The 12,776-nt window shown below is 44.1% G+C and carries 11 protein-coding genes and 1 pseudogene; 2 read left to right on the top strand and 10 right to left on the bottom strand.

The genetic code is table 11. The annotated features are described in order from the left end of the window. Positions 1-129: 129 nt before the first annotated feature. Complete coding sequence (locus FE810_RS15440; RefSeq protein ID WP_138321286.1) at positions 130-1,116, top strand: PEP-CTERM sorting domain-containing protein; 987 nt, start codon at positions 130-132, stop codon at positions 1,114-1,116. Positions 1,117-1,159: 43 nt separating this feature from the next. On the opposite strand, the gene FE810_RS15435 is transcribed toward FE810_RS15440, so the two are convergent. From FE810_RS15435 to FE810_RS15425, 3 genes are all read right to left on the bottom strand, one after another. Next, complete coding sequence (locus FE810_RS15435; protein ID WP_138321284.1) at positions 1,160-2,599, bottom strand: hypothetical protein; 1,440 nt, start codon at positions 2,597-2,599, stop codon at positions 1,160-1,162. Then, entirely contained in the window at positions 2,589-2,804 is a 216-nt protein-coding gene (locus FE810_RS15430; RefSeq protein ID WP_138321282.1) for a hypothetical protein, read from the bottom strand. The genes FE810_RS15435 and FE810_RS15430 overlap by 11 nt, the downstream gene beginning before the upstream one ends. A 157-nt stretch (positions 2,805-2,961) precedes the next feature. Beyond that, positions 2,962-3,435 (bottom strand): helix-turn-helix domain-containing protein, encoded by a 474-nt coding sequence (locus FE810_RS15425; protein ID WP_138321280.1) that lies wholly within the window; start codon positions 3,433-3,435, stop codon positions 2,962-2,964. Between the two features lie 1,215 nt (positions 3,436-4,650). Between FE810_RS15425 and FE810_RS15420 the strand changes: the two genes are divergently transcribed. Beyond that, positions 4,651-5,538: a hypothetical protein gene (locus tag FE810_RS15420; RefSeq protein ID WP_138321278.1), complete on the top strand. Its 888-nt coding sequence runs from the start codon at positions 4,651-4,653 to the stop codon at positions 5,536-5,538. A gap of 487 nt (positions 5,539-6,025) precedes the next feature. On the opposite strand, the gene FE810_RS15415 is transcribed toward FE810_RS15420, so the two are convergent. The 7 genes and pseudogenes from FE810_RS15415 to FE810_RS15385 form a co-directional block, all read right to left on the bottom strand. Next, positions 6,026-6,277 (bottom strand): hypothetical protein, encoded by a 252-nt coding sequence (locus FE810_RS15415; protein ID WP_138321276.1) that lies wholly within the window; start codon positions 6,275-6,277, stop codon positions 6,026-6,028. Between the two features lie 414 nt (positions 6,278-6,691). Beyond that, a pseudogene (locus FE810_RS15410) lies at positions 6,692-7,021 on the bottom strand (IS3 family transposase); the annotation flags it as partial. 34 nt (positions 7,022-7,055) lie between these two features. Continuing rightward, positions 7,056-8,249, bottom strand: a complete 1,194-nt coding sequence (locus FE810_RS15405) for a tyrosine-type recombinase/integrase (protein WP_138321273.1) — start codon at positions 8,247-8,249, stop codon at positions 7,056-7,058. A 141-nt stretch (positions 8,250-8,390) separates the two neighbouring features. Continuing rightward, positions 8,391-10,202 (bottom strand): DUF927 domain-containing protein, encoded by a 1,812-nt coding sequence (locus tag FE810_RS15400; RefSeq protein ID WP_138321271.1) that lies wholly within the window; start codon positions 10,200-10,202, stop codon positions 8,391-8,393. After that, the gene (locus FE810_RS15395) at positions 10,195-11,229 is read right to left on the bottom strand and encodes a primase/helicase family protein (RefSeq protein ID WP_138321269.1); all 1,035 of its coding nucleotides are present in this window, start codon (positions 11,227-11,229) and stop codon (positions 10,195-10,197) included. The genes FE810_RS15400 and FE810_RS15395 overlap by 8 nt, the downstream gene beginning before the upstream one ends. 26 nt (positions 11,230-11,255) lie before the next feature. Continuing rightward, entirely contained in the window at positions 11,256-11,657 is a 402-nt protein-coding gene (locus tag FE810_RS15390) for a hypothetical protein (protein ID WP_138321267.1), read from the bottom strand. 427 nt (positions 11,658-12,084) lie between these two features. After that, positions 12,085-12,711 (bottom strand): hypothetical protein, encoded by a 627-nt coding sequence (locus FE810_RS15385; RefSeq protein ID WP_138321265.1) that lies wholly within the window; start codon positions 12,709-12,711, stop codon positions 12,085-12,087. Positions 12,712-12,776: the final 65 nt, after the last annotated feature.

Below are 12,776 nucleotides of genomic sequence, written 5' to 3'. Positions count from 1 at the left end.
CAGGAGCCCAACACTGGCCAATCAAAAAACAAATAACGTTATGATATTTAACAAATAAACATTACCGGCCCGTTTTATGCTTAGTCTGCTCAGCAAGTTTTTACAAGAAACCTTACTGGGAGCCTCCTAATGAACCGACCTAAACTTATATGTGTGATCGTCATCTTTGTGCTGAGCATGTTCAATCGGGTCCATGCCGGAGCCATCTTTGGTTCAGGAACCGACCTTCAAGGTGGATTTAGATGGAACGCTGAATATTACGGAACTGAGGGGGGAGAACGATCCTTGGTTGGCGGTTTACGATACTCGGTGCAAGGAGGTTCATTGCAAGCATACCGGGACTTGTTTAACTGGTCTATTACACCAACACTAGAAGAGTTTGAATTAGCGATTGAACAAGCATTTGCCGCGTGGACCGTAAAAGACCCAATTAGTGGCTTGGGAACAACCATCTACTTTGTTGACGATACGGCCAATACGGATGTTTCCTGGGATCTCTCTCCTTTAGGAGCCGAAATAGACTTAAAAGCGACTAACCCAGATTACACCGGAGGTTTCTCTTGGGCTAATTTATGGGCTTCAAACGATGAAGTAACTCTCACGTCTGGCACTCAACACTACCCAGGAACTCGTTCTATCATTGGTGCAGATATTCGCATGAATCGGAATATATCGTCGCTGGCGTGGTTTCGACGGGTTTTGACACATGAAATCGGCCATGCCCTAGGGTTAGCCGATGTAGAAAGAAGCCCGTTTTATGGATTTATTGACGATAATTTTGATCCGAATGACCCTTTAAATACATTGAATAACTCCTGGGCGTTGTTGGTTGATCCCTTCGACCCGGCGGCCTCCAGCGGGCTCCATAAATATTTCACGGTGGAACGACATCATTTACAAGTTCAAGGCGTGGATTTGTTAATGGAATCATTCGGCGTCGGCGTGGGGGTAAGCAACCCAGTGTGGAACCTCACGCCACTAACCAATGATGAATATGGCATGCGACAATTTTTGTACCCTGCGTTTATTCAAAGAACCCCTGTACCTGAACCGAGCACTTACCTGATGTTTTCGTTAGGATTGTTATGGTTATTTCAGCGGCGCACAATAAAGTAAATTCACGACTACGTTCTCGGAAGGCTTTGCTGTGTTAGCGCGACTACCTATCAACATCAGCCGTTTTGAGCAGTTGATTTAATCGAGCAGTTGCTTGGTTATTGGCTTTAAAATCAAGGCCGGTATCCAGCCAATGTTTACTCAGCTGTCGGATCATATCTTTCTCGGCTTGGGGTACCGAACCTGATGTTTTTAGAGAGCTATCCAGCAAGGTGGCACGATATAGCTCCTGATAGGAAAAGGTTTGTGCCGGTAATTTGGTGATCAACCAATCCAAATCAAAACACTGACTCGACACATGGCTATGCAGGGAAGTTATTTGCGCCATAATTTGCGGCAACTCTTGGTAGGCATAGCTATCAGCAAAAGCCTTTGTCATTGTTTTAAAAATTTCATTGTAAAAACAGATCCGACGCTTAATGGATTCATCGCGACTTTTGGTAAAATGCAACAACACGCACAGCGACAACAACTGCGCATCGATTTCGTCTTCCGTTAAAGGGGGGCGGTTGATATTGGACAATGCTTGGTCCGTCACGCCCTTTGCCTGCACTAAGGAAATGGGCTTGAGCGCTATCGGGATATACCGTTGCCAATGTTCTGTTAACAACGCTTGTAAGCGGGATTGGTACTCATCATCAATCTTGGCTAGCGCGCTAAGGGCAACAGCCCCAAATACAGCTAGATCGCCGGCATCCATCAATGCCGTTAACGTCACCGTTTTCATACGCGTCAATGAAAAGTGATGACCATCACCATTTGCGATATCGATATGCTCTTCAAGCGTAGCTGCAGTGTCACGGTTGGGTTCTCGAGCGGCTTTTCGTTCGTCGAGAGGTTCGTTTTTACGTTTACGTTCCAGGTTTGCCAGAGCCTGTTCGAGTGCCTGTGCTTCGCCCCGTAATACGGTTTCCAAATGCGGGCCAAACGCCGATTGCCAGGTCGTTATAAACTCAAGCAACGATATCTCTTCAGGCACGCTTAACCAATCAAATCGTTGGTCTTTTTTCAACGCCTTAACCAGTTTGTGCAGCAATACCTCATCGAGCAATACCGGCTGGCTACAAATGGCCTGCTCTGCCGCCTGTTTGCGTTGTGCCATATAGGCATTGGCATCACGCTGCGTTTTAAAGATTTTCGGGGTGGTAAAACGATCTTCGATTGCCTTATGAAGGTCTACCAGCCATTGTCGGCGCAGCCATAACTGCTCCAAATGATCTTTAAGCTCAGCCATCCCCTGATTCAATGTGGCATCCATCCCCTCATAAACGTTGAGCCACTGCATTGCGTCATATGTAGTCGGCGCATCCGCAACTTTTTTCAAAAATTTAAGGCATGCCCGCTCTTGCGCCCTATCCTCGGATGTTTCCTGCCCAAAGCGTTTTTTTAACGTCACGACAAATATCAACTTGGCCAACTGTTGAGAGGACAGCGCGGACGAAAAAATCAGCTTATCGACGCGGGTTTGTGCTTTATTTACCATCGTGATGACCCTCCAACAACTGCGTCAAATGAGTGATTTTATCTTCGAGTGCCAATCGCTCATGGGCCGCCATTTTCAAGTGCAACAGGCGGATCTCGGCTTCTAAATCATCCTTGGTCAATGCCCCGCAACGGCGCAAGGCTTGCAGCCGTTCGATGTCCTGTACCAGGCTATTCGCGTTCAGTTTTGTCTCAGTTTTGTTCATCTTGCCTCCCTGCGAACATAGATTCTTACACACGGCATCGGTTGTTTTTCAATCAGCTGTCCGTGCATCGTTTTCTTTATCAGCCTGCCGCCTGTCTGCCCGATGAAGGGCCTGGCAGCCTTGTACCGCATCCCTTCCCGGCGAGTGCCCTGCTGGGTTATTCGAGCGCCGTGCACGGTGGAAACTCTTCCTTTACCAACTGAAACACTTTCAGTTTTAATTCCATCAATCGATAACTGTCGATATCACTGAGATCGCGCTTTTCCAGCTCCTCACAGAGCAATTGATATTGTTGATGCAACTGCTGGATGCGCTGCTCTTTGGTCAGGAATATGGCTTCTTTTAAGGCATCAAGTTCAATGGCGCGGTGCTCGGCGATGACCACCTCGAAGTCTTTTTGCCAGCTCGATAACGTGCCAACGGACACATTTAAGGTCTCGGCGATGGTGCGCAAACTTTGCCCTTTGGCGCGAAGACGCACGAAGGCTTGTTGGCGCTCAACTCGCCCGGTTAGGGAACCATCGAGGTTAGGCAGTTCTCGAGCATCGACGGGTCGCTCACCGGTGTGATTGTCCGCTTGATGACCCCCTGAGGTTTGGGCGGTCGTTAACGTACGTTGTTTGCCAGCCATTCCCCACCTCCGTGTCTGTCATTGTGTTAAAACATGCCGGTCATTCTCATTGACCTGGCCCTACCTTGACTATACGCCTGAGGAATAGACTTCACCATAGTCATACGCTATTCCACAGTCTTGTTGTGGAAATGGAAAATACGCTGGCAAGGCCCGAGATGACAAGGGTTATCACAAGACGCGTGTCAAGAAAAAATCAACATAGTATCGGTCACACCACGCACATGTTCATCGAATATGGTCAGTTAACCGGTGGCATTACCCGGTAAACCCATCGTGCACATTAACGTAACCGCACCATTAACAGCTCCGTGTTCGTTGAGATTTAGGGTGTGGTGTTTTGGGGTTGATTTTTAGAATGCGCGTAAGCAAATGGCGCGATTCGCGTTCATTGTTGTTTCGGGTATCGAGTTTGACTGTCAACCATTTTGTGTATTGCCAATAAAGGGCTATTTTCCCTTAAAGGTTGCACGCAAGAGATTCATTTGAGTTTCATAGGAAGTTTGGTGGGCAAGTATCCGTTTGAGCTGTCATCAAATAGATAATCTATGATCGTTTTGTGCCAGGAACAGCAGTTCGATTATTTTCCTGTTCATTGCGATAATTAATGAAAGCGGACATTCAAATTTCAAGTAGTGTTCATATGAACTTGTGCGAACTAGTTAGTAAAACTTACTTGCTTGAAGTGGCTTATTCGTATGTTAAGACGCCATCAGATAAACGATGCCACCATCTCATAACCATATGAGATAAGCCTTGAAGCTAATAACCCTATTTCGGTGTAAGTTTTCGTCAACCTCACTGGCAACTTCTCAGCGGAAACCTGGCAAATCTCTTTTACTATTGATGGCAATTTCTAAATGGAAGCGTGGTCCAAATCAGTGGTATATACATTAAGCTTCCTACCAAGGGAAGATTTCATTTCGTATGTCAAGGAAACCACCGCGGGCAACGTGAGTTTTTCCAAGGCCGGTAAACACTTTTTTCAACATCTACTTTATCCAGTTCAAAACCGCCTACTACTAACAGGGTTTACACATATAAAGGAAGTTTTGGCTCCGTAAATAGACACAAAAGTCGGCGTGTTTACCAATAAAGCACGCTTGGTTATTGCTTTGCCGTCGCCGCACAGCAAATACCCATGAGGCTGGATATGACATCTTGAAACCTACAAAATATGGACTATACATAACAGTTAATTTATTGGGAGGAATCATGAAATATAAAGTGCCACTCATCACTCTTGTGCTAGCAAGTATATCTGTTAATGCCTTTTCACAAGAAGGTGAAATAACAGGAAATGATTTGTCCCACGTAGGTTTTGGCGGGCTCAATCTTCAAGGCTATATTAAATACAAAAAAGAGGAAGATCAACGCGGCATCGAGAGTGGAAAAATCAACATCTCTTACACCTTTGCCGGGGAAACGTGGACGTCTACTGCAAAAAGTTCCTTCTATGACCAATTCCAGAAAGAGTGCGGAAACCTTATCTCACAAAATATAGGCGATGACGGTAGAACAGCTATCTTCAGCGGTAGAGCCATTGGAAAAATAACAGAGGAACAAATGGATGAAAAATACCTAGCCTACAATGAATATTTAGCCTACAACCTCCCATCTGACATTAGACCTCAACTTAATGATGGATCGCGTTTCGAATTTTATTTCGATATGCCCTCTGGCTTAATTACCGGGATAAGTATATACAGATCCTACGTTCAACCACATGACAAAGTCGTCAATGCCGCTATACAACGATTTGGATTAAACAAATCAGATTTTGACCTAGGAGAGAAAAGCTCAAGCACTTCAAATGTCTCTAATTGGGGATTATATGCCACGGGTGGTTATAGAGCTCTGGACGATTATTATGCTGATTATATTGACTCAAACCGCTCAAAAATTACCACAACCCACGGGTACAATATCTATATTCGAACTACATCACCCGATTCAAACTCATTATCCATAAGATCGGCCATACTTGCACCTGAAAGTAAAGTCGAATCGATGAAACAAGAGGCCAAAAAAAACTGCCTAAACACCTTCAAGGATGCAATGAATGAATATACTAAGGAGCAAAAAAAACCAATTGCACTATAAGCAAAGCGGTAGCATTCATTATTACTAGAAGAAATTTTGGCTCCGTAAATAAACACAAGACCCAGAGTGTTTGCCAACAAACCAGACTTGTTTGCCGCTTAGCCGTCGTCGCGCCAACAACAAAAAATAGCCACGCATCAGAGGCATGACTTTAAATCAAGTGAATTAGTTCTGACATATATTATTGAAAAGTTGAGAGTTACCCATATTGGTATCCTTTCAGCCCACACCTGGCAAATCTCTTTTACTATTGATGGCAATTTCTAAATGGAAGCGTGGTCCAAATCAGTGGAGTATACAACAACACAACAATAGTAATTACCAGCCTAAAAAATGCCTTATATTAGTGAAAGGGATATTTCACTAATATAGACGCTAGCCCATATTCTTACTGACCTAAAAAAACCTTAGGTGATATTTCTGTTTAAATTGAAATTTCGGGTCGATTTAGACCGTCTTAACGGACCTAGAAAGGCTTTACACCCTGTTAATGGCAGTTCCCTGGTGGTAATTCTGAAAAATCGTGCTCCGGTGCTAATTCTTCATGACTCACCATAAAAGATGCTCGAATGATATCTACACAATCGCTACACGATATATGGCCAACATTTAATTTTGTGTTTTTTGAAAATTGATTAAGATTTTCGTCACATAAAGCGTGACCAGAAAAATCCACAGCGTGAGTTCTTAATGTTTGTTTAAATAACCCGGGGGTAAGTTCAGAAAGAATTTTTGCCATAACTGTTCCTTGTTAATAGCGATATATTAAACGTAGTTGTTTGTTTAGTGTTTCGCAATATGGTGTGATTACCTTTATCAGTATCAATACTCATGACGTTAACAAACGATATTGCTTTTGAGAATTCCGCTTAACTAGCTTTGAAAAAGCCTACTTTTTTTTCCGCCTAGCGCACTTTGACAAACCCTGCTTTTTATCTCTTAAAGTGTCGTTAGGTTATTGCTGCAGCCACAATAGTACCAAATCCAAATATCTTGAAAGTGATCAACTTTCAGGGGGTATAGGATTACAGGTAATAGATATACTATCCCTAAATATTTGGCTTTATTCATGATACAGCTAACCGTTTATTCTTTTGACTTAGGTTGAATGGCTGTAAATCGCTCTTTGATCTTGCCCCATAAAAATGGACAGTTAATTAACGTTATCATGTTCAGCTTCAAAGTCCGAAGGACTTTTAAACCCCAGATAACTGTGTAACCGTTTCCGGTTGTAGAAGCACTCGATGTAATCGAAGATATCGAGCTTGGCTTCTTGCCTCGTTCGATAACGACACTTTCGAATTTGCTCCCGTTTCAATGAGCCGAAGAAGCTCTCAACAACCGCATTGTCATAGCAGTTTCCTCGAGCGCTCATGCTGCATAACATGTGAAGACTCTGCAAAGTATTTTGATAATCATCACTGCCATATTGAGCCCCTTGGTCTGAATGGACAATGACGCCAGGGCTAGGCCGCCACGTTGATGCGTAACTCCCAGCGTAATTCTATAGGTGCAACTCAATTACACGGCCAGGCAAAACAATGCGCATGACAGGCTACTAGCCATTTGGCATGATTGACGATCGCCTGCCGCTGCCATTGCCTCACTTGCGTATCAATATAGGTTTCCGCGACTTTACCCAACGAATGATTTAACAAGCGCTCTGCCACTAAAAAATCCACGCCCTGCTCCGCCCAGCAGCTGCGCGCGCATTTTCTGACATCGTGTGAGGAAAACATGCCTTCGCTAAACACTTTATAACGATAGCTGGCGTCATCGTGCGTCATTGGTCCTGAGCCATTTGCGCTTGGCAATAGATATACCGACAACTCGCCTCGCTCGTTCAACCAGTGTTGATAATGTTGAAGAAATGCCACCATCGGTGCGGGAATGGGTAATTGGTGGGACTGCCCAGTTTTGGTGTGATTGGCGGGGATATGCCATACGCCGTCGTCGGTGAGTGTGAGATCCCGCCATTTTGCTTGTCGTGTTTCGCCAACGCGTGTGCCAAACACCAATTGCATCAACATCAGCACTCGAGTGGGTACGGGGGCTTTGGTTAATGATGCTAAGATCTCTGGCAGCATCACGGGTTGTAACCTGGCGGCTCTTGGTAGCTGTTTAAATCGACCAAAATCTTTTATCGCGATGTTCGATAGCGGATTGATATTGATGTATTCTAGTTTGTGCGCTTGTGAAAATGCCGCTTTTAAAATATTAAAATATTTAATCACCGTTCCCATAGACAACGTCTGTTGCAGCGGCCAGATCAACTTTTTATCAAGTATTGACTTAGTAAGCATATCGATGCGAGTAAAGCCGAGTTTAGGACATATATGCAGCCGCACGGAGCTTTCAATAGTACTCTTACGCGTTTGACTTAAGTGACCATCTGCCTGGCAGCGGGTCACATACCACGTCAACAAATCCGCTACTGTCTCAAATTGGTTGATAGCAATGTCATTTGACGATACGGCCAGCCTTAAAGCGATGTCCGGCAATCCTTGTACGATGCGTTGCAGCGAGATCTGCGGCCAATGACCAATCACGTTCCACTGAGCATTTGACCACACCAGCCAGGTACCGGATGTTCGCGATTTGTGGAATCTAAGTTTTAAGTGTGGATGTCGGGTGCAGCGAACTTCACTGGTATCCGCAATTCTTGCCTGGGCCTTAATTGCACTTTCATTTAACGGTAGACGAACTAACATCCATTTCACCTTGTGTTTTAACCGGCATCACTGGTAACCGCAGTAGCGGCCTTTAAACATAAGGCCTAGCAAGTGATACCAATGAATATTCGCACTGGTATCACTGGTAACTCGATTGGTGTTTAACGGCATTGTCCAGCATCAATGCGCCTTATCGATACAAACTTGGACCGAGTAGGCCGTTAACTGATGAGGTTGATGATAGGACGGGATCAACTTGGCATTCAAAGCATTCGTGTCCAGAATTGGCAACGCCAACTGCTCTAAATCATCATTACACACACATTCAAGTCTGATTATATAGTGCTTGACCTGTGACCCTCCGATCCGTCTATTGTGCTGCCACGCTTTGGGGTTTGACGTTGGGACCATCCAACCTCGCTGCTGAGCGAGCTTGGCAGCCTTTCTCCAATCATGGCCTTTATTAATTACCTTCCATTGTGACGACGGGATCATCAAAACATCACCGTATTCGGCGTCATACTTTCGATACCCCCAAAAATTCGAGGCAGCCCTTTTATCTCCAATCTCAATAAAATTACTTTGCGATTTTCCAACAAGTTTCTCTTGTAAACTCGACAATAATTGAAGATCTTCCAGATCGCCGGTTCCTCCTCTGGATTCTGCAACCACAGCCAGCATGTCCGTCATCATTGTCTGAACATCTTCCGTTTTCCATGGGAGAATCCGAAACTCTGTCGCTAATCTCGCAGCGGTGCCGACTGCCGCCACGTGTTTAGCCACTCGATTTAGTTGGGGACTTGCCGTGTTAGCGCAGAGCAATTGATAATATTCCTTGAAAATCTGATTCGATAGATCCCGATACTTTTCAGCGTCCGATGTAATATGACTCAAAAAAACATGCATAGGAGAACCGTAATACTTATTGCAAGCGTCTACTAAATGGTCAGAAAATTCGCCGCCCGACGCGAAACCGTACAAATAGTCGAATACACCAAACTCACGCTCGCCTATTTGCAAGCTCGCAAGACGAATATCTTGACCGGCTTGCATCTTTAGATCTCCCATCGCCAAATGGTGTTCTAACGTTTTCTCGCCAGAAGATAGCGCCACCAATCGCCAACTAGCCATATCACGCAACTCCCCGGATTTGGTGGCCCGGGTTTTCCCCAATCCATTCCCCAGCATGTATACCATGTCGAAAACTTGCGAAGGCAATGCTTGAGAAATTTCATCCATTACGATGACGCCGTCATTGTGATAAAGGGCGCGAAGCTCAAACGCGTTGTCCGTCATGCGCCAATTTTCAATCATCGACGGAGGACCCCAGACGCTAGCGGCACACAAACATAACGTGGTCTTCCCACTGCTGCTTGGGCCAACAAAATGAAAACCAAATCCATTCATATTTAGCAGCTTAATGATAGGTCCAGAAAACCCCACCGCGATGGCAAATGCCAACGCACTGTTTGCAACCGCCATCGCGCCAATGTGTTGCTGCCAATCCTTTAACGTTCCTGCTTGCTGGAGCGCCTTCAATCGATTGCCTCCCAATAACAAAAAGTCATCGGGCCTAATACCATAGATGTGGTTCCCCATGACATAGTGATCACTTAACCATCCCACTTTCTCAACCAGTGCGATATCCCTGACAGTATCGAATGTCGACATCTGATCAAGGTAATGGTTTACCAGCTCTCTCGCTTTATGATTAGTGCTGATAGAAGGCAGACCACTAGCCAAAAGGGTTTGCCTAATCTTCACGCCATGGTCGGCAAGCCAGGCCTTGGGTAAGACAACTTGTTTTAAAGCACCGGTTCGGGTAACAAACTGCACCACCATTGCCGGTTCGCCTTTTAATTGGGTCATCGCCACAACCGAAAAGAACGAAGAAACCACCAGACTCTTGTTGCTTTGTGTGTCATCCTCGGAACCTGGTCGATAGACCAGGTTCTCTTCCTCATGATAAAAGCTAACTGGTAACTTATTCATATTCACCCCCCGTTTTTAACCAGGCATTGACTAGCTGGGTCGGCGCCGATGATTCTCGTTCAATCGTTCGTAAAAATTGCTCTTGCCAATCGCTAGCAACTTGGGAAAACGTAAACCAATCCAAGTGAAAGGAAGCGGTATCGTTGGACAGTGCATGTAAATGCTCGGGTGCAAACGGCGGATGCAAGATTAAATCTCCGGGATACAGTGCCGATTCAAAGTCAAAATCGTTATCATTTGCCATCATCCCGTAGCTGCCATACTCCGCGATGAAGTAGCACTTAACATTTGGATGTGAATGTGCCAGAAGATCCCGGATCATAGTTAAATTGGCTTGTTGGGATGTGACGATAATCGTACCGTGAAATACCTCATTTAATATCAACGCATTGGGTAAATCCGGGGCAACAACAATTGCTTCCGCGTTGTCGTTTGCTCTAAGCACGAAATGCTCATCCTCACCCAAGCCATTATTAAAAGAAAAGGATTCCCCTTCCGGGGTAATAAAATCGAGCGCATAAAGGCAACTACCTGTACTCATTGGTAATATCAACGATCCTTTAGGAACATCTAACCCCTTCATCAACCGATAATCCTTATCAGTTACATTGATATCATCCCATTCTAATCCGCGCTTTGCTAAGTAAGGGTGCTGCGACGCAGGTACAGCGATATTAAGGATCCGATTGGCCTGATAATCAAAGTGTTCCTGAGAATACAACTCATCATACTCTTCAGATTCGAAGTAGTCAGCCAGTTTATCAGACAAACCGCCTAGGTAATGCATCATAATGTTATTAAACGCCATTTCCGGATTTTCTTCGTAGTAACGGCTAACAAACATCAATAAATTTCCAGATCCACATGTAGAACAGTAAAAATACCATTCACCATTTGCTTCACTACAAGCCATGTGGTTTTTCCCTCCACAAAGTGGACATTCGCCAGTGTGTCCTTTCTTTGGCGGTAACGGCTTTATGCCCATACTTTTTAAAAGTGGCATCTCCTTGCCGTTCACTGTTTTCATTAGTTGACTACATTGAGTTAAAAAATTCATGACAATATTCCCTTATCGGTTGAGAGTTGTTGAATTGAACTATCGAATTGCGTTAGAAACTTCCACACATCCTCTAACATCAATAACCTAGCATTACGTTTTGCCCGTAAACGGTTTATCACGCGAACGATTAAGATCGCACTTCGTTGGTCCAACAGTTTGTATATCGCCCCGGTACTTAACGTGATTCGTTCCTGCTGCATCAAATCATGCACAATTTCGGAAATATCCAGAGCAGAAAACTGTTCTGTAAACGTCGACTTTTCCATTCCGGCATTTCCGACAACCAAAAGCTTTGTATAGGCGTGTTCCTCATGGCTTACTTCTAAAACTTTTCCCATACTTAACTCAATCAAATCCGTTAAATCAGGGGGTAAACCCATTTTTACGTTTGGCATATTCGCCTCCAAATTAAAGAGATTGTTGTTCACGGACGCGACACCCGTGATGTACATACCATAAAATCCTGATATAAAGGACAAAAGGTAACCACCCCTGTTTTTTTAAATACAAAGGATTGACCGATGCCAAATTCAGGTCTCGATTCATAAAACGTGGGGTTAAAATTTGAATGGCGGGTTAATTTACCAGCCTTGGCGCTGCCAATAGATATTTAAAGAAAAGCGCCTTCGATTGGCGTTGAAATTCTGGCTCAATGAAATTGTAAAAATGACGGCTACGATGTCAGTTGCGGGGAGGTAATGAAATGTTTCATAAGAATCGTTGACTCAAATTAAATCAAGAACAAGCGACTATTAAATTTATAAATAAAGTCCAGAAATCATTACTTCAAACGTCGATGAATTCTAGACACTGTCCTTAAAACTATGAAGATAATTTTTGTTCCCTTTTCAATCGTTTGCGGGAAGTTTTGACTCTATAGTCAATAGCTTCGTCGCTCAAATCCACGTGTTTTCTTCCATATTCGTCTTTGATTTGTCGTACGCTCATGGTTGGATCCCTCTCATACGCATTGAGAATAAAATTATCTACTTCAGCGTGAAGCGCTTCATTTTTTTCCTTGTTAGCCTTACTCCCATAATGTTTTGCGGAATCAGTATTTAAAACTTCCGACTCGTGCGGGTTCCATGCTTTGGATGTTTTGTATCTATTCCCTTCAAAAAAGTCGTATAAGATCCCCAAACATTCCACTTCCATACCAGGTGGCGCTTTGAACTCACTCAAACGCAAGACAATCCAATTGCGAAAGTCATCACTAGCAGGTTCAATAATTATTTTGGTATTTGAAAGTTCTCGGACAAACGCAAGTTTATTTAACACCGCATCCGGTTCATAGACATCTACGCGATATTCGGGTTGAATCTCCTTACCTTCAAAAATCAGAGGTATTTTCAAGTGAACCAAAAATGAATCTAAGTTTCTTCGAACAAAGCATTTGTGGGGCGTGAGGATCGACTCAGTGCCAGTCGATATATTCTTTAACAATGTCATAATTTACTCCCTGTAAATTTTTCACAAAAGTCCGTGTGGATTACCAGTACGGCAACTACAACCAC

Source organism: Thalassotalea litorea, from assembly GCF_005843925.1.
Lineage (GTDB): Bacteria > Pseudomonadota > Gammaproteobacteria > Enterobacterales > Alteromonadaceae > Thalassotalea_A > Thalassotalea_A litorea_A.
The sequence above is the reverse complement of the archived record's forward strand: the minus strand, read 5'-3'. Positions and strand labels throughout refer to the sequence as shown.

Bases quoted from the DNA above. Each gene is read 5' to 3' on its own strand.
- FE810_RS15440 (WP_138321286.1), top strand. From the start codon at position 130: ATGAACCGACCTAAACTTATATGTGTGATCGTCATCTTTGTGCTGAGC.
- FE810_RS15435 (WP_138321284.1), bottom strand. From the start codon at position 2,599: ATGGTAAATAAAGCACAAACCCGCGTCGATAAGCTGATTTTTTCGTCC.
- FE810_RS15430 (WP_138321282.1), bottom strand. From the start codon at position 2,804: ATGAACAAAACTGAGACAAAACTGAACGCGAATAGCCTGGTACAGGAC.
- FE810_RS15425 (WP_138321280.1), bottom strand. From the start codon at position 3,435: ATGGCTGGCAAACAACGTACGTTAACGACCGCCCAAACCTCAGGGGGT.
- FE810_RS15420 (WP_138321278.1), top strand. From the start codon at position 4,651: ATGAAATATAAAGTGCCACTCATCACTCTTGTGCTAGCAAGTATATCT.
- FE810_RS15415 (WP_138321276.1), bottom strand. From the start codon at position 6,277: ATGGCAAAAATTCTTTCTGAACTTACCCCCGGGTTATTTAAACAAACA.
- FE810_RS15405 (WP_138321273.1), bottom strand. From the start codon at position 8,249: ATGTTAGTTCGTCTACCGTTAAATGAAAGTGCAATTAAGGCCCAGGCA.
- FE810_RS15400 (WP_138321271.1), bottom strand. From the start codon at position 10,202: ATGAATAAGTTACCAGTTAGCTTTTATCATGAGGAAGAGAACCTGGTC.
- FE810_RS15395 (WP_138321269.1), bottom strand. From the start codon at position 11,229: ATGAAAACAGTGAACGGCAAGGAGATGCCACTTTTAAAAAGTATGGGC.
- FE810_RS15390 (WP_138321267.1), bottom strand. From the start codon at position 11,657: ATGCCAAACGTAAAAATGGGTTTACCCCCTGATTTAACGGATTTGATT.
- FE810_RS15385 (WP_138321265.1), bottom strand. From the start codon at position 12,711: ATGACATTGTTAAAGAATATATCGACTGGCACTGAGTCGATCCTCACG.